Here is a 17,945-nt window from a genome sequence, read left to right on the forward strand (position 1 = left end):
AAGATAATTATATTATATTTTTTAATCTATTGGTGTCCTTGATTTAAAATAGATATTAGTCCATCTTTTACTTTTAAATTATGTCTTGCCAAGAATTCAGCTGGAAATTTCTGTTTTGCTCGATTTAAACGTTTGGGCACCAAACCAGCTTTAGCTGCGCGTCGATACAAAATGTACTCAACTGGCGAATCTTTCACCCAAAATTTAATTTTTGCAGCCAAAAGCTCCTCTAAGGAGTGATAATCACTATCAGGCAATATTAGAACTGGGCAGGGAATTCGAAATAATCCATTTTTCCAAACCAGTAGGCGATATCCAAAATCTTGAGCAAAAACCGCAAATAACTCCGGAGTCCAACTGTACTCAATTCGGGGGAGTCCACGGAAATCTAAACCTGATAAAGACCTCAACGCAACAAAATCTCGATTTTCAAATAGCTCATTAAGCCGAACTTGAACGGCTCGATCAATTAAAGAATTTCTAATTATTTTATTTTTATTTACAAAACAGTCTTTAGCTACGTAAATCAAGTCAGATTTCTTTAAATAGTTACTATAATTAAGATTCCAATTACGCTCACTCATTCCCGCCTCCAAGATGGCTTTCTTGAGCTCATAGAGTGTTATTTTATTTTCACCCAATTCAGAGAAATAATTTGACCATAATTCGCTTGTTTCTCTTTTTAAATTAGGAATAGATTTTTTTCGCATTATAAAATCAAATCCAATTACATCAAGATCTAGTTGCAAGTATTTAATGAAACTTAACAGGGCTTTTTTACTATTAATTCTCGTCAGATCGACTTGCACCGCACAATTATCTTGATAAAATTGATAAACCGACTTGGTAAATAAAATCGGCTTTTTAGCTAATTCTCGATTTAGATATTTCGTTAATTCAGCCCCATACAATTTTTTGGCAAGTTTTAAATCAATCCAAAATATATTCGGAGAATCAATAACGATAGCTGGATTCTTTCCCACTTCTTGTTGAACAGTATAATTAGCCCAACCAAATCTCTGCTTCAACTCCTTGATTCGCGTTGGTTTAGTTTGTGCCTTAAGAAATGTAACCATTTGTTCACCAATCGATAAAGGAGTTGTCCCCGCAGCAAAAATATCATTGTTACGCCCTAATGAATACACAAATTCTTTTGGAAATAATCTCTGAAAAACTTGATAAAATTCATCAGACGTCATTTGACTTGGTAAATCATTTTTTAACTGTTCATATAGCCACACATCCCGCACAAATGGATAACCATTGCTGAAATGCTCCTCCAATAGTGACTTTGCCCGCCAAAAAGGAACCAAATCGTAATTATCTTTTTCGAAAAACTTATATTTACCCTTCCCGATTGGTATAAAACAAGGGCGATTAGTAAGCATTACTTGAAACAAGTGATAACTAGAAAACACTGGCGAACCCAGGTTTTCTTTACTCCAAGCATTAATAGATTTGTATGTAGATTGATCGGATTTAATTTCTTCTATCTTAAAAGCCTGGCAATACAGCTTAACAACACCATGCTGGTTCCCGGGTTTAAGCGGAATAACTTGTGTTTCATCTGAGGATCTCTGATAGTTTAACCGTTTTAACAATCGATTGATCGTAGATTCTTTTAGTTTTAAGTGCTTCTTGTCAAAGACTTCTGTAAAATCTCTATAATCGTGTATGAAACCGTCCTTTAAATTTTCATCAATTAAACTTTCCAAATAGTCTAGAAAATCACTACTTGTAAACCACAATCTTTGAAGTTTTAAGTTATGTTTTAAAATCGTATTATTGATTAACAATGAAAATTCCGGTCTAACATATTGTTCTAATTCAATTTGTTCACCGTTTGTTTCCATTAAAAATTTTAAAGTTAATCGAGATTGTTCCCACCATTCGATAAATTGTCGTTTTAATTTTTGTTCAATTTGTCTTACCCGTTCACGAGTCGTATGCCACTTTTGTCCCAAAGCTTCCAATGTTGCTGGTTTCGATGACATCAACCGTTCGGTGAAAATTATGTGAGAACGTTCATCAAGATCTTTAAGAAAACCAGCAAGACAACTATCAAGTGAACCCGGAACTAAATGGTTTAATAAAATCCAAGTGTTTGCTAATAATTCGTCAGTTAAACCATCAAATTTTTGAGGTAAATATTTAGCTATAATATTTTTTAGTTTCATCAACTGTTCATCAGAGATCTTTTTCTTTTTCCTAAAAGAAAAAGATGAGCCAAGTTGAGCCAAGTTTATTATTCTTGGATTTTTCTTAGTCGCGCCAAGAGAGCTTAAACGAGCTAAATAGTTGCTTGTAGAAATTTCAAATCCTTCATTGTACGAAAATAATTTATCAGAAAAAGGTAATAACGGTAAAAATACTGGCGACAAAAGATCAAGCGAGTTATTTCTTTCTTCGTTAAAATATTTCAACTGTCTTTCGACATACTCCATTTTCTTCGAAGTTAGATGGCAACTCTTAAAAACCTTGGATAAACTATCACTGGTAATCTGATCAAGACTAGTGATCCCCAAATTATCAAAAGCCTTAAGAAGGGCCTTATCTTTAGCTGGATCAAATAAATTGGTCAACGGAAATTCTTTCTTTTTATCTTCTTGGTCATCAGGATTCATAAGAAAACTTATTTCTGCTAAAATCCGTTCAGCGATAAGTTTTTGTTTATTGATCCCAATACCTGGTGCTCGATAAACTGCTTTCAACTTATCCCAAGTCAGTTCATCTAAATAATCAACTCCAACTTTCGCAAAATTATTAATGATTAATTTTTGACGTATAGGATCAAAAATCCGATTAATCCTTTGATGACTATCTATTGGAAAAATATAGCTTAAGTCAGTTAATCGAGAAAGGATTAGCTTCTTTTCAGGGTTTATTTTTGATTTTTCATTTAACAAATCGACCGGTGTAGCCACCTTAATATGAGATTTATGACAAATCTGCAGTAATCGATCCATCGTTATTTCATCGATTAAAGTAACTTGATTTAAAACCAGGCCAAACAAACATTGATAAGAAGATAATTTATTAAAACTTTTTAATTTTAATAAAGGATGATCGCTTAAATCAATCGGTCGCGGATCCATAACAACCCAGGTATCTCGTTCCCACTCAAAGTCGCTAAATAATTCTTGAACCCCTTCTGCTCTGACAACAATTCCAAACAAGCCCAAAAGCAAAGCTGTTTCTTTAAACGCTTGTCGATCAGAAAAATAATGATCCCAAATTTGATCAAGTGAAAACCAAAATTGTTTATTTTTCTCATCAAAATTTAGCTCAATCTTAATAGCCAGACGCATGGTAATAAAAACATCTAGCCAATGATCAACTTGTTGTTTTGTCCAAAAATTTGGAAAAAAAGCTCCTTCTTGCAATCCTTCTTCCACCATCAATATCCCTTTTCCAAATCAATTTTATTGACAGGCAAATTCCCATCAATTTTAAAATGTTTTAAATTTATTGCGAAAACCTTAAGCATATCAGCAGTATATTCACGATAAATCGCTGAAATATGCGGCATGATTAAAACTTGCTCCATCTGCCAAAGCGGATTATCTTTGAACAAGGGCTCGGGATCAGTTACATCAAGTGCTGCAGCGCTAATTTGTTTTTGATTTAGTGCTTGAATTAAATCGGCAGTATTAGTACTTTGACCCCGTCCAACATTGATAAACATTGGTTTGGCTGTTAACTGATCAAAAAAATCTCTGTTGAAAAAATTTTCAGTAAATTTAGTCAAGGGCATTGTATTAACAACAATATCTACATTTTTAATGTCAGGTAGAAACGATTCTGAGCTTAAAGTTTTGTCAAAATTTTTCGCTGGATGTCCGTTATGATTAATGCCAATTATTTTTGTTTGAAAGGCTTTTAGAAGCTTCGCCGTTTGCTCACCGATTGAACCAGTCCCAAAAATTGCAACTTGCTTTTGAATCAATGTATCAGAAATAAATGATGGTTTATTCCAGCTTTTTTGCCGAGCGGAATAGTTTAAAGCACGATAGTGTCCCAAAATCATTCCAATAATCGTCTCTGCAATTGGTTCAGCATGTAATCCTTTTAAAGTAGTTAACGAAATTTTGTTAGACTTTATCTCGTTTAAGGGCAAATAATCGATACCAGCTGATAAAGCTTGAATCCAACGCAAATGAGATTTGGGACAAGATAAAATTTTAGCTAACAATTTCTGATCATATCCAAGCATTACTTCGATTTGTGCTAATTCATTTTCGCTTACTGTTTGATCGTAAAACTGATTATTTCTAAAAAATTCATTATTTTTAAATTCATCTGCAATTTTCAGGGGATCAAAAATATCCTTTGGTGCAGCAACTAATATTTTCACAATCAACCTCCATTCATAATATTCTTAAATATATTATACCTAAACCTAAATCAAAAAAGCACCTCTCACCTTTATTCAGGATCAAAATGCTTTTTAACACTTAAATCAAGACTTCCCAATTTCATAATCATCATCACTCATTGGCTTAACTTCACCCAAAAGATAACCATTGCCCACTTGGGAAAAGAAATCATGGTTTGAAGTTCCCGTCGAAATTCCGTTCATCACAATGGGATTAACATCACTAGCGGTATCAGGAAACAATGGATCCTGTCCCAAGTTCATTAAAGCTTTATTAGCGTTATAACGCATAAAAGTTTTTACTTCTTCCTGCCAGCCTATTTCTTGATACAAAGCATCTGCGTATTTTTCCTCAATTTCATACAACTCATACAGAAGATCATACATCCAATCTTTTAATTCTTGTTGACGTTGATCAGATTGCTCCTTATAGCCTTGTTGGAACTTATAACCAATGTAGGTTCCATGAACAGATTCGTCTCTTAAGATCAGTTTAATAATCTCTGCCACATTTGCCAACTTATTGTTGCCTAAATAGTAAAGGGGCGTATAAAAGCCGGAATAAAATAGAAACGATTCAAGAAAAACACTTGCAACTTTTTTCTTAAGTGGTTCATCGTTTTTATAAATTTCATTAATGCGCTCAGATTTTTGCTGTAGATTGGGATACGTATCAGTCCAGGCAAAAATTTCTTCAATTTCTGTTGGCGTATTGAGTGTTGAAAATATCGAAGAATAACTCTTTGCATGAACACTTTCCATAAATTGAATATTATTAAGAACAGCAGTTTCCTGCGGCGTTCGTACATTTTGACGCAACATTGCCATTCCTGATTCCGATTGAACCGTATCCAAAAGTGTGAGCCCCCCAAAAACATGTCCAACAAGCGTATGTTCTTCTGAGGTCAAAGTCCGCCAATCTGCTAAATCATTAGAGAGCGGGATCCTGGTATCCAGCCAAAACTGCTCAGTCAGCTTCTCCCAAGTTTCTTTGTCAACTGCATCTTCAACATCGTTCCAATTAATTGCACTGTAATAAGTTTTTTCTTGATCTAATTCTGGCATTGTCTCTCCTTAAATAATGCAGCTTTCGCACTGATTAGCGCCAACGACATCCCCATCGTCAGTAAAAGTGCGAACGTAATAAATCGACTTTAATCCTTTGTAAAAAGCATAGTTACGCAAAATACTTAAGTCCCTCGTGGTCTGTTCACGTTCATTCTTCCACTCGTATAGTCCCCGTGGAATCCGACTTCTTAAGAAAAGCGTCATGCTGATTCCTTGATCAGTATGCTCGGTCGCTGCAGCATAGACGTCAATCATTTTTCGCATATCAAGATCATAGGCTGACACATAATACGGCAAAGTTTCGTTATTAAGTCCCGCTGCTGGATAATAAATTTTTCCGATTTTCTTTTCCTGCCGTTCTTCAATTCGCTGAATAATCGGTTGGAGAGAAGCAGAAGTATCATTAATGTAAGAAATTGATCCAGTTGGAGCAACCGCTAATCGATTCTGGTGATAAAGGCCATCTTGCATAATTTCATTTTTGAGCTTTTGCCAATCTTTCTTCGTTGGAATAAAGATTCCATGAAAAAGTTGCTTCACTTTGGCTGATTTTGGCATAAAATCTTGCTCAAGGTATTTATCAAAATATTTTCCATTTGCATAATCAGATTTCTCAAAATCAGCAAATGTTTCGCTTCGCTCTTTGGCTATTTTATTAGACGCCTTTAAGGTCCAATAGTTTAAAAGCAAAAAGTAAGTTCCCGTAAACTCCACTGACTCCTCTGATCCATACATGATCTGATTTTGGGCCAAAAAAGTATGCAAGCCCATTGCACCTAATCCAATTGAATGAGCCAATCGATTACCCTTTACAATTGAGGGAACTGTATCAATGTTTGAGTTATCAGTAACAAATGTTAATGCCCGAACCATGGTCTCAATTGATTTGCCAAAATTCTTAGCTTTCATCAAATTAGGAATATTTGTCGAACCTAAATTACAGCTGACATCGCGCCCCAACTCTTGATAAGTTTGATCATTATTTAAAACGCTTGGCGTTTGAACTTGCATAATCTCTGAACAAAGATTACTCATCACAATTTTGCCATCAATTGGATTTGATCGATTGGCAGTGTCGACATTAATTATATACGGATACCCTGACTCTTGTTGGAGCTTTGAAATTTCCGTTTCGAGGTCGCGCGCCTTAATTGTTGCCTTCTGAATTTTTGGATTTGCAACTAATTTATCGTATTCCTGAGTCAAATCAACGTAACTAAACGGTACCCCGTATTCTAACTCAACATCGCGAGGAGAAAAGAGATACATCTCTTCGTCTTTGCGAGCTAATTCATAAAACTTATCTGGCACAATCACGCCTAACGACAAAGTTTTAACTCGAATTTTTTCATCCGCATTTTCTTTTTTTGCCGACAAAAAATCGACGATATCTGGATGAAAAATGTTTAAATAAACGACTCCTGCTCCTTGACGCTGTCCTAACTGATTTGAATAAGAAAAACTGTCTTCAAACAGCTTCATTACTGGCAATACACCACTTGCTGCATTAGCATAGCCCTTAATCGGAGCCCCAGCTTCACGTAAGTTACTAAGATTAATGCCGACGCCTCCTCCAATTCGAGAAAGCTGCAAAGCAGAGTTAATTCCACGCCCAATTGAATTCATATCATCTGTCAATTGAACCAAAAAACATGAAACAAACTCGCCTCTTCTTGCTCGTCCCGCGTTTAAAAACGTCGGGGTTGCCGGCTGATAGCGTTGATGAATCATTTCATCAGCCAATAAAATTGCCAGCTGCTCATCGCCCTCAGCTAAATAAAGGGCATTAAAAGCGACCCGATCTTCAAAGGTTTCCAGATAATACTCGTTATCGTTGGTTTTTAAAGCATATTGCTTAAAGAACTTGTAAGCTGCCATAAAACTTTTAAACTTAAAATCAGCATCATAGACATAATTAAAGAGTTTGTTAATAAAAGGCAGCTGATAACGAGCTAAAAAGTCCTTTTCTATATATTTGTGATCGGTCAAATAATTTAATTTTTCTTTTAAGGTCGGAAACCATTTTAGATTTGGCTTAACGTTCTCCTCAAAAAAAGCCTCAATTGCTTTGTGATCATACTGCAGCGGAATCTTCCCGTGATCAGGAATATTAATTTTATTATTCAGTTTGAAATAAGTTGGATCTTTAATTTTACTAATTGCCATGGTCTAGTCTTTCTACAATTTCTTTAACTTTGCTAACATCTTCTTGCGTACCATTAAATTCATATGCGTATAAAAGCGGCAAATGGTAATCAAGGCAAAGATCTTTGGCGGTATAAATAAATTTTTCTGCAAAATTTCGATTGCCGCTACCAATCACTCCGCGACAATTTTGCAAGTTATTCTGATATTCCAAAAAATCATTAACAACACTGGTTGTTTCTTCGTCATAGGTCGGAACCAACAAAACAAAGGGCTCTTTGAGCGTAAAAAAAGGATTAGCTTCTGTGATCTCTTTATTCGCTAATCCCAATTTTTGTACAAATCTTTTAGTTTGACCAGTTATGGAAAAATAAACGAGTTTCACATTAAGCAACAAGCTTTCTAAGCTCATCTGGCCGAAATCCAGTCAGAGTAAGTTCATCAGCTTTAATCACTGGTAAAGACATAAATCCTTCGTTCATCAGTTCTTCTCTTGCCGCAGGCTGTTCATCAATATTAATTTCAGAAAAAACAACGCCATGTTCACTTAGAAAACGTTTAACCATCTTGCATTGCATACAATTATTTCTTGAAAAAACTGTGATTTTCTGTTTACTCGAATCCATCTTTAAATTACTTCCTTGATTTATGATACCTCTAGGATAAGAAAAAAAAGAAGTTCCGTCAAGGAACTTCATCTACATATAGTATGTTTTATTATTTTTATTGAACAAACACGTCAATAGCTAGAAACCCTTGCCTGAAGCGATTTCGAAGTACTAAATTTTTTGGACCTGAAAAAAATCGACTTCAGTATCAGTATCTCGCCCAAACATCTGAACGCTCAAGTTCAATTTATGTCGATCAACATTAATATCATTAATCTTACCCTCTAAACCTTCAAAGGCACCATCAATGACCTTGACGCTTTCACCAATTTCAAAATCATGATTTACCGGAGTTGCAGCAGCAGCTTCCTTCGCCAAAATGTCTTCAACTTCTTCTGGTAAAAGTGGTGCTGGCTTAGAACCCGCGCCATGAGAACCAACAAAACCTGTTACGCCAGGCGTGTTCCGCACAACAAACCAAGAACGATCGGTCATCACCATTTCTACTATTACATATCCTGGAAAAGTTTTTTTCTCTTCCGTCTCCATTTTTCCAGTCCGAGAGTTCTTAACTCGCTCTTCAGTAGCAGGAACAATGACATCAAAAATATAATCTTCCATGCCCATTGATTGAGCACGTGATTTTAAGTTTTCTTTAACTTTATTTTCATACCCTGAATAAGTATGTAAAACGTACCATTGCTTTTCAGCTGTTTCAACCATAAATCTGCCTCGTCAATTTAGAATATAAATTTATTCAATAATAGAGTTAAGACCATGTCACAAACAGCAAAGTAAGCCGCAAAAATGATGGCATAAGAAATGACAGTCCAAGTGTCGTGTCTTGTTTCTTTACCAGTTGGCCAAGTTGTATCTTTTATTGTCTGCCCAACGCTCTTGAAAAATTTACCCATTACAAACTCATCCCATCCTATTTTTAATTATTATCGATTATATCACAGATCTGCGATACTTCAAAAAATTAATCTTAATCATATTTGCCAGCTAAAATTTGCTCAATAGTTTTTAAGACCCCTTGCTCGTTGTTACTTGGAACTACTTCTAAGGAAACTTGTTTAATCTTCTCGACCGCATTGTCCATTGCAAAGCTATATTTGACACTTTCTAACATTTCTAAATCGTTATAGTTATCACCAAACGCTGCAACTTCGCTAGGGTCAATCTGAAGTTTAGTTAAAAGTTTAGTAAGCCCTGTACTTTTATTGACGCCTTTTTGGTGGATATCGAGACTTTGTCGACCACTAGTAACAAGATCGACATGCTCACCTACCAAATCGCGCAAATAACTGACGAGTTCATTTTGAATATGAAGCGAAATATTGTAGAAATTGTCATCAATATTCTTAAAATCTTCAACTTCTACAACATCTGACCAAAGATGACGAATGACAAAGCGATACAGCCAATGAGCACGGCTTGTTATATATCCGCTTTTGGTACCTGAGATCATAGTGTTAATCTTACTAAATTTTGGATCATCTTTTAAAATTTCAATGATTTTAAGAGCTGCCTCACGTGGGATGTAATCTTCAGCAATGATTCCCTGTTTACCAACAACTTCTGCCCCATTTTCAACCACATAGTAAAGCTGATCTGCAAATGGCGCAAAAATTTTTTGAGGCCGCGATAATCTAGAGCCCGTGGCTACAACAAAATAAATCTGACGTTTGTTTAACTCTTGCAGGAGTTCTTTGAACTTACGCCGATCATATGATTGATTTCTTTTGATAAAAGTTCCATCAATGTCAGTTGCGATTAATTTAATTGGCATCCTTGCGCCTCTTTTTTATTTTTTTTTGACGCATCAATTCGTTGACATTATCAATCAAATTATGAAATGCCGCTGCAGCCATCCCTAGGACTATTAGACCCATCATCCACTCTAAAATTGTATTTTTGGACATCCGTTACCTCCAAAGTTCAATTAAAACCTCCTGGCTCAAAAGCTTCGTCTAATATTGTAACATCCAATAAGACATATATGTGATTTTTCTATATCAATAGTCAAAAAAAGGCTAAACCAAAATTAATTGATTTGCCTATTTTCTTAATCGTTAGAATTCTTTTGATACATTCGTTTGTTATGCCACTCGGTTAAGCTTATTAAGACTGACATGGACATCGGCAATGCAATGACCAAAATCACAAGCCCAATGATAACTGCAAGTGCAACCTGAATCAAGGTTGTCACACCTGATGGCATCAGGGCCGCAAACGTACCACTTAAAATAATCGCGGCTGAAATAACAACCGGACCAATCACCTTCGCTGAGTCAAGCATTCGCTCCTTCATATCTCTAATGTCTTTTGCGTCTTTAAAGTGAATCATCAAGAAGATACTGTAATCAACACCCAAAGCAACTAACATGATAAAGCTAAAGAACGGAGTATTCCAGCTGAGCATTGCATTTCCTAAAACCCATTTAGAAATTACCCGCGCTAACCAAAGCGAAGAAATATAGGTCAACAAAAGCGTTGTAATAATAGTCATTGGTTGTAAAACTGATTCAGTCACTACCATCAGTGCAACCCCGATTCCGATAATCATAATTGACGCCGTTCTAATAAAGTCGCCATTAGCAATGTTACGCAAATCGTTATTCTGAGACGTCTGTCCATCAATCGCAACTTTTGCATCTTTAAGATCACCATGCTTGATTTTTGAATCTAAATCTTTCTGTAAATCAACCAACTCCTGTGAAACTTTTTCAGAGTTGGGATCTCCTTCAAAAATCATCAGCATGTGAGTAATTTTACGATCATCACTCATATACGTATCTAAGGATGGTTTGAAATCTTTACTTGTAATCATTTTCTTTGGTATATAGAAATTATCACCAATGTATGATTTTTGTAGCGGCACCAGATAATCTTTCATCTGATCACTACCTTTAATTAACTGATCCAGACCATCCTCGGCTGATTTTAATCCATCCTGAAGTTGAGTGACTTTAGTTGATAAATCTTTTAATTGCGTATTTAATGTCTGAACGCCTGCATTAACCTGAGATGTTGCAGAAGCTGCGCTTTGGGCACCGCTTGTTAATTGAGCACCATTAGCAGCTAATTGACTAGTACCGGCTCCGAGCTGATCCACTCCATTAGTTAAAGAAGGAACCTTGTTATTTAGTTGGCCAACTCCGCCCGAAAGTTGATTGGAACCTTGAGCCAATTGAGCAACTGAACTTTGTAATTGATTAATTTGATTTTTAATCTGCTGAGCTTTTTCAGGGCTCTGGTCCCCTAATGATGCTAAAATTTGATTTGCTTGAGCAGAGAAAGTATTCACACCCTCCTGCAACTGAGCCATACCACCAGCAAGTTTTTGCGAATTAGTATTTAATTGATCAACTCCGCCACTTAAAGCTGGAACTTTATTTTGAACCTGACCAATTCCATTAGATAGATCGGCCGATCCTTGAGTCAATTGAGCAGTTGAACTTTGGAGTTTGGTTAACTGTTCCTTAATTGCAGCTGCTTGTTTTGCGTCTTGTGCCTCAATTTGTGGCAACAATTGCGTCATTTGAGTCACAAAAGTATCAATACCCTGTTTTAATTGACTCATGCCGCCAGATAATTGTTTAGAACTATCACTTAATTGGTTAACTCCCGTATTTAGACTTGGGAAATTACCTTGTAATTGACCAATACCACCTGAAAGTTGAGTTGAACCATCTTTTAACTGACTAACTGAACTATTTAATGTGTTTAGCTGGGTCTTAATTTCAGATGCGTTCATTGATCCAGAAGCATCTAATAATTTATTAGCTTGACCAACAAAACTATTTACACCTTGCTTTAATTGACCCATGCCCCCAGCTAGTTGCTGAGTACTCGTGCTCAACTGATTTACCCCACCTGCAAGCGTTGGCAACTGACTATTTAGCGTTTGAACTCCGTTATCCACTTGAGCCGCACCACTTGTATATTGGTCAACGCCACTGGCAAGTTGTTCAGTTCCACTTTGTAATTGATTAGTTCCATCAGCTAATTGTTGAACTTTACCAATACTTTCATCGATATTTGCGGCAGCTAACTGATTGTTTGCACCCTCTAAGCCAGACTTAATTTTCTTCAAGCCTTTTTCAGAAGTATCAATTCCTTTATTGATCGTCTTTAACTGATCCTTAAGATAAAGCTGCTTGATTTTACTTCCACCAGGCTGAGTCACTGAATTAATCGATTTTACACCTGGTTCTTTTTGCAAGTATTCGGTCAATTCATCAATCGCTGCTAAACTTGCTTGATTATCTAAACGCTTATTACTTTCGATATAAATCGTCGCTGGGGCAGACATCCCCTTACCAAAATGATCTTGGATCACAACGTAACCTTTTTTAGCAGGGTAGCTATCTGGAACTTCGTCAGCGTTGTTAAAGTTTAAACGCATGCTTGTATTAAACAATCCTGGCAATCCAGCTATTAAAAGAACTCCTAAAATAATTACTGGCTGAGCGATACTAACCTTAGATAGTCCGTGCCAAAGCTTACTTTCTTTAACTCCGTTTTTAACCTTACTAGGCCAAAACATTTTTGCTCCAAGAGTTGACATAAAGAAGAAGTTTAAAGTTAATAGAACGGCTAAGAGAACTAATACCCCAATTGCAACCCCTACTGCACTTTGATAGAACGAGAATTTCGCAAGTGCTAAGACTGAAAATCCTATCAAAACGGAAATACCACTATATAGAACAGTTCTTCCACCGTGTTTCAGAGCTGCGCGCGTCGACTCTTCGGCAGACAAACCTTCCGAAAGTGATTGCTTGAAATAATTGTACAGTAAGATATTGTAATCTGTTCCAATTCCAAAGAGAACAACGACTAAGAATACTTGCGTGAAATTAGAAATGGGAAAATCAAATTTGTCAGCTAAATTCATGATGATACTTAGTGAAGTTAGAAAAGCAACCCCAACATTAAGTAAAGAAATTATCGGTACAATAGGCGAATGGAAAACAATTACCAAAACAATAAAAATGAAGATTATCGCAATGACTTCAGTTTTTTGAATCCCTTTTTCAGCAACTGTATTAAAGTCACTATTAATCGCATCTATACCTGTCACATAACTTTTTAGACCTGATATTTTAATTTTCTTTTGCAGTTGCTCAACTTGTTTAGTCACTGGTTGATTGGTTTTGACAGTAATTTGAGCCAGCTGCGTGGTTTTATCTTTAGCAATCAATTGCTTTCTGGTCTGCTCATTATCGTTTGGACCCATAATCGTAGTGACCGAAAGATCATGATCGCTTTTAAGATCTTTTAATTTACTTTTAATCTGATCACTTTGATCACCCGTTATTGGCTTTTCAGCGTTAAACACAGCAATATAGGTTCGTACTGATTTATTGTTATTCGCCTTTTTTTCGATTTGAGCCGCTTGTTGACTCTCGACGTTGTTTGGTAATTTGATTGCTCCTTTTTCGCGAACCAATTGCGAAATATTAGGCATTGTAACCAAAGAAATTGCTACTATAACAATCCAGATCACAAGTGCAGGAACGTGTTTTTTCATAAGTTTGGACATTCTTATCCTCCAAAAAATAAATTGAAAGCGTTTCACAACTGTTCAAAATTTTACAGTTGTAAAATTACAAGGAATATCCTAAAATGGTTCTGTTAAAGTTACAAGTGCCAATTTTTCTATTGCAGTTAATTATTAGACATGATATTATTATTTGTAATAATTTTTAAGGAGATAAAATGAGATTTGAATCAAGTAAAGGACAGTCTTTAGGAGTTCAAAGAACTCTTAAAGCTTTCGAAAATGCAATGTTTACCCTATTAAGCAAACAAAAATTTGAAAAAATTACGGTTAGTAAAATTTGTGAACAAGCCATGTATCCAAGGGCAACATTTTATAATTATTTCAGCGATAAATACGATCTTTTGGACTATTGTTGGAACTCAATTAGCCAAAATATTCATCTGGATCAAATTGACCCGAAACATATTAGATCCTCATTTTTCGAAGTTTTTGATCAAATTTATGAACTATTTTTTTCCTATCAAGAAGTTTTGATTGGAATTATTGAAAATAATCCATTAAATAGTCGATTAGCACAAAATTTTATTAATCATTTTTCGAATATTTTAGAAAAAGTCCTTAGTGACGAAATTGGAGAACAAAATGAGATGATTCCTGTCAGATTATTAGCGCAACAATACAGCAATTCTGCTGTAATTATTTTGAGCTGGATTTTTCTAGAAGGTCATCCAACGTCACTAGAAGAGGCTCACCGCTATTTAACTGTCTTAGTTGGAAATAATATCTTACCAGAGTAAAAGCATTTACCTTTTATAAAGGCTTTAACTACCAGCGTCTCAAGGCGTTGGTTTTTTTATTAATGGAATCGGCTAAAAAACATCGTTAAATTTCTCATTATTGATTCTTGAGCGACTGCGAATACTGCCGCCAACATGATGCATTGATATGAAATTGAATTAATAGCAAACAGATAATGAAAGAAGTATGCACAAAGAACTAGGCCGAGAATTGAACCATAAAAGACAAGACGTCGATAATTATTGAGCGGCTTACATATTTCATACAAGAGCATAAAACCTGCCATGGACAATAAAAAGGTGCTTGCAACACTCACATCAGTAGATTTAATTGAAAAAACCATTCCAAAAATAACTAAACAGGCAATCGCTAGAAACGAAGTTATTGCAGCTGGTAATGATCTCAGCAAGGTAACCTTAAGAAACCGACCATGCTGCTTTTTATTATTAGCTTCAAAAGCAAGAGCAAAAGCAGGTATTCCAATGTTAAACATTGAAATTAATGAAATTTGTGAAGGTTGGAGTGGATAAGAAATCATTCCTATAATAGAAAATAATGCTAAAAGTGTAGAAAAGATATTTTTATAAAGAAAAAGTGTTGCGGAACGCGTCAAATTATTGATATCTCGCCGACCCTCAGAAATAATTTCCTTCATATGCGAGAAATCTGAATCCAACAAGACTACTTGAGCCGATTGTTTAGCAGCATCACTCCCTGAACCAATTGCAATCGAACAATTTGCCTCTTTCATTGCCAAAATATCATTAACTCCATCACCAGTCATTGCAACTCGTTGGCCGCCTGCTTTAATCGACTTAATGATTTCTCGTTTTTGATCTGGCTTTACTCGGCCAAAGACTGAATATTTCTCAATTGCATCTCGCAATTCTTCTTTTGTTTTTAAAGTACTTGCATCCACATATTGATCAGCATTTGGAATCTCAACCATTTTGGCAATTTTGGAAACAGTTAAAGGATTATCCCCTGAGATAACTTTAACTTGAACTTCTTGTTCGGTAAAATAGCGGAAGGTTTCTAGTGCATTGGCCCGAATTCCATTAGCGATGCTAATAAATAATAACGGCTCAATTTGAGATGCAGATTCTCTAGCAAATACTAAAACCCGTTCCCCTTTTGCCGCTCGTTGTTCAATCTGAGTAGAGTCTTCTGGATTTTGTTTTGAACCTAGAACAAACTCAGGCGCGCCCAAAAAATAATGTGCATCAACGGTTTTGATTTCAGAATATTTAGTTTTTGAAGAAAACGGAATAATTTTTGCATGTTCGAATTTTTTTCCATCCGGATAATATTGTCTTAAAGCTTGCGCAGTGATATTTGTATCTGTTGAAGTTGCAACATAAGAAGCCAACAAATCCTTTGATCTTTTAACATCATCAAAAGTAGAATTTTGAGGATCAAAAATTTCAGTAACCTTCATTTTATTATCTGTAATTGTTCCAGTTTTATCTACACATAAAACATCCACTCTAGCAAGCGTTTCTGTACTTCGCATATCATGTAAAAGAACTTGATGTTTAGCAAGCCTCGCAGCAGATAGCGCAAGAGCAACAGTTACCAAAAGGTATAATCCTTCAGGAATCATTCCAATCAAAGCGCCGACCATTGAAACGATTACGTGATCAAAACTTTGATTTTTAAGGAAAAATCCTTCAAAAAACAGAATCACGCCAATTGGAATAATTGCGATTCCAGCAACTTTAACGATCAAGTTAATATCACCGACCATTTCAGATGGCTTTTCTTTAACTTCTTTTGCTTTAGCTTGAAGTTTAGCGATATAAGAGTCTGCCCCGACGGCAGTTAACCTTGCACGACAAGCACCCGCAACAACAAAACTACCAGACATTAAATTACTGCCATGGGCCTTTTCAATTTCGTCAGACTCGCCTGTGAGTAAAGCCTCATTGACTGAAATTTTACCTTCAATTACCTCGGCATCGGCAGGAATCTGCTGTCCGCTAGCTAAGAATATTACATCATCGCGCAAAAGTTGATCCATTAGGACCTCTTCTTTTTGACCATCACGCAAAACTTGATATTTTGCTTCAGAGATCAGTGAAAGTTTATCAAGAATTCTTTTCGCCTTTAACTGCTGATAAATTCCAATCAAAGTATTTGCAATAACGATCGGTAAGAACGTCAGATTTCGATATGAACCTGCAATAATTAAAAGAATTGAAATTCCTAAAAAAATTGCATTAAAGTAAGTAAAAATATTTTTGGCAACTATTGCTGCAACTCCATCATTTTTCTTTTTCACTTAGTACCTCTAACTGTTATTTTGTGAACTAGTATTGATGAATTAAGAACTTAAGTCAATTCAATTTTTCTTTAGTTAAAGCAAAATTTATTTTTTTCAATTAGGGTTTTGTACCCCGCATTTTAGTTATTTCAATATTTATTTAATTATATTACTTTATAAAAAAACAAGGAACATTTTGTCCCTTGCTTTATGACTGATATAAAAAAAGCAGCCATTTATTTACTAGCCGCTTAATCTAAATTTTAGTACCCCCTCTCGTACTCTTTAATTGTCGAAATTGCATCTTCTAAACTGACACAAATTCTAATATTACCAATTCCCATAGCATCTAAGTATTGACTCATCCATACTCGATCCTCTTCATCTGGACTTTCTGTATAAATCGTACAATCTCCACTGTCGTTTACCTTTAGATCAGTAATTTTCGTACTCAAAAGATCGTACTCATATGGTTCAAACCCCCAAGGAATTATAATCCAGAGTCTTTGACCTATTTTTAACGTTGTATTTTGATCTGCCACATTATCACTCTTTCCATCGCATGATTCAATTTAATTATAACGTAAAGGCAAGCGCATTCACAAAAGCTTTTTAATACCCGCGTAAGCTTACCTGATCAATAAACTTGATTTTCCTAATCAATTTTAAAACCAAATGAACAATCCTTATAATTATTTATTTTTTTCAGAGAAATAAATAATCTGTTTTTCTAAAAGAGATTCATAATAACTAATAAAGGGAACTCCTTTCGAAGAGCAGAAGCTATAACAAGCTTTGTAACAGGAGTCAAGCGATCTTTGAAGCCAATCGATTTTTTCCAGGTCTTTTAACCCGCAATTCTTATACTTTGCCTTAATAATTGGCTGTAAACATAAAAACAATTGTTCAAAAGCCTCATTATCCTTTTTAAAATTTACCAAGTACACTAATTCTTCAATTCTGCGTACCATACCTTGATCGTCAAGTTGTACCATATTTGGGTTTTGAATATACTTTTTGTAAGTACATCTATCCTTTCCTAATAATAATCAATAGTGTTGGCTTGTTTATCGCCACACCACTTACTGCATAAAAATAATCTTGTAAAATCGAAAAATGAAATCGCTTTTAACTGTTCTAGAGGACACAAAACCATGCCCCGGAACCACAATTAGTCCA

General features: G+C 35.4%; 14 protein-coding genes. 1 reads left to right on the forward strand and 13 read right to left on the reverse strand.

The genetic code is table 11. The annotated features are described in order from the left end of the window. Window positions 1-26: 26 nt before the first annotated feature. The 11 genes from R8495_RS06860 to R8495_RS06910 form a co-directional block, all read right to left on the reverse strand. Window positions 27-3,398, reverse strand: a complete 3,372-nt coding sequence (locus R8495_RS06860; RefSeq protein WP_317634739.1) for a hypothetical protein — start codon at window positions 3,396-3,398, stop codon at window positions 27-29. Beyond that, window positions 3,398-4,354, reverse strand: a complete 957-nt coding sequence (locus R8495_RS06865; protein WP_317634740.1) for an NAD(P)-dependent oxidoreductase — start codon at window positions 4,352-4,354, stop codon at window positions 3,398-3,400. Before R8495_RS06865 ends, R8495_RS06860 begins: the two co-directional genes overlap by 1 nt. Before the next feature lie 105 nt (window positions 4,355-4,459). After that, window positions 4,460-5,440, reverse strand: coding sequence for a class 1b ribonucleoside-diphosphate reductase subunit beta (gene nrdF, locus R8495_RS06870; protein ID WP_317634741.1), 981 nt, complete (start codon window positions 5,438-5,440; stop codon window positions 4,460-4,462). A gap of 9 nt (window positions 5,441-5,449) precedes the next feature. Beyond that, a complete protein-coding gene (gene nrdE, locus R8495_RS06875) occupies window positions 5,450-7,609 on the reverse strand; it encodes a class 1b ribonucleoside-diphosphate reductase subunit alpha (protein WP_317634742.1) in 2,160 nt (719 codons plus the stop codon). Beyond that, window positions 7,599-7,973 carry a class Ib ribonucleoside-diphosphate reductase assembly flavoprotein NrdI gene (gene nrdI / locus R8495_RS06880; protein ID WP_317636606.1) on the reverse strand — a complete coding sequence of 125 codons (375 nt, stop codon included), beginning with the start codon at window positions 7,971-7,973 and terminating at the stop codon, window positions 7,599-7,601. The genes nrdE and nrdI overlap by 11 nt, the downstream gene beginning before the upstream one ends. A 1-nt stretch (window position 7,974) precedes the next feature. Next, window positions 7,975-8,214 carry a glutaredoxin-like protein NrdH gene (nrdH, locus tag R8495_RS06885; protein WP_317634743.1) on the reverse strand — a complete coding sequence of 80 codons (240 nt, stop codon included), beginning with the start codon at window positions 8,212-8,214 and terminating at the stop codon, window positions 7,975-7,977. Window positions 8,215-8,367: 153 nt separating this feature from the next. Beyond that, the gene (gene nusG / locus R8495_RS06890; RefSeq protein ID WP_317634744.1) at window positions 8,368-8,919 is read right to left on the reverse strand and encodes a transcription termination/antitermination protein NusG; all 552 of its coding nucleotides are present in this window, start codon (window positions 8,917-8,919) and stop codon (window positions 8,368-8,370) included. 17 nt (window positions 8,920-8,936) lie between these two features. Beyond that, window positions 8,937-9,110, reverse strand: a complete 174-nt coding sequence (gene secE, locus R8495_RS06895) for a preprotein translocase subunit SecE (RefSeq protein ID WP_317634745.1) — start codon at window positions 9,108-9,110, stop codon at window positions 8,937-8,939. A gap of 74 nt (window positions 9,111-9,184) precedes the next feature. Then, window positions 9,185-9,988: an HAD family hydrolase gene (locus R8495_RS06900; protein ID WP_317634746.1), complete on the reverse strand. Its 804-nt coding sequence runs from the start codon at window positions 9,986-9,988 to the stop codon at window positions 9,185-9,187. Next, window positions 9,978-10,121, reverse strand: a complete 144-nt coding sequence (locus R8495_RS06905; RefSeq protein ID WP_317634747.1) for a hypothetical protein — start codon at window positions 10,119-10,121, stop codon at window positions 9,978-9,980. The genes R8495_RS06900 and R8495_RS06905 overlap by 11 nt, the downstream gene beginning before the upstream one ends. Before the next feature lie 143 nt (window positions 10,122-10,264). Beyond that, on the reverse strand, window positions 10,265-13,744 hold the full coding sequence (locus R8495_RS06910; protein WP_317634748.1) for an MMPL family transporter: 3,480 nt from the start codon (window positions 13,742-13,744) through the stop codon (window positions 10,265-10,267). A gap of 176 nt (window positions 13,745-13,920) precedes the next feature. Between R8495_RS06910 and R8495_RS06915 the strand changes: the two genes are divergently transcribed. Continuing rightward, window positions 13,921-14,502: a TetR family transcriptional regulator gene (locus R8495_RS06915; protein ID WP_317634749.1), complete on the forward strand. Its 582-nt coding sequence runs from the start codon at window positions 13,921-13,923 to the stop codon at window positions 14,500-14,502. Between the two features lie 59 nt (window positions 14,503-14,561). Here the strand turns inward: R8495_RS06915 and R8495_RS06920 are convergent, their stop codons facing one another. After that, window positions 14,562-16,784: an HAD-IC family P-type ATPase gene (locus tag R8495_RS06920; protein ID WP_317634750.1), complete on the reverse strand. Its 2,223-nt coding sequence runs from the start codon at window positions 16,782-16,784 to the stop codon at window positions 14,562-14,564. Between the two features lie 245 nt (window positions 16,785-17,029). Next, window positions 17,030-17,308: a hypothetical protein gene (locus R8495_RS06925; protein ID WP_317634751.1), complete on the reverse strand. Its 279-nt coding sequence runs from the start codon at window positions 17,306-17,308 to the stop codon at window positions 17,030-17,032. Window positions 17,309-17,945: the final 637 nt, after the last annotated feature.

The sequence above is a fragment of the Xylocopilactobacillus apicola genome (assembly GCF_033095985.1).
GTDB classification, from domain to species: domain Bacteria; phylum Bacillota; class Bacilli; order Lactobacillales; family Lactobacillaceae; genus Xylocopilactobacillus; species Xylocopilactobacillus apicola.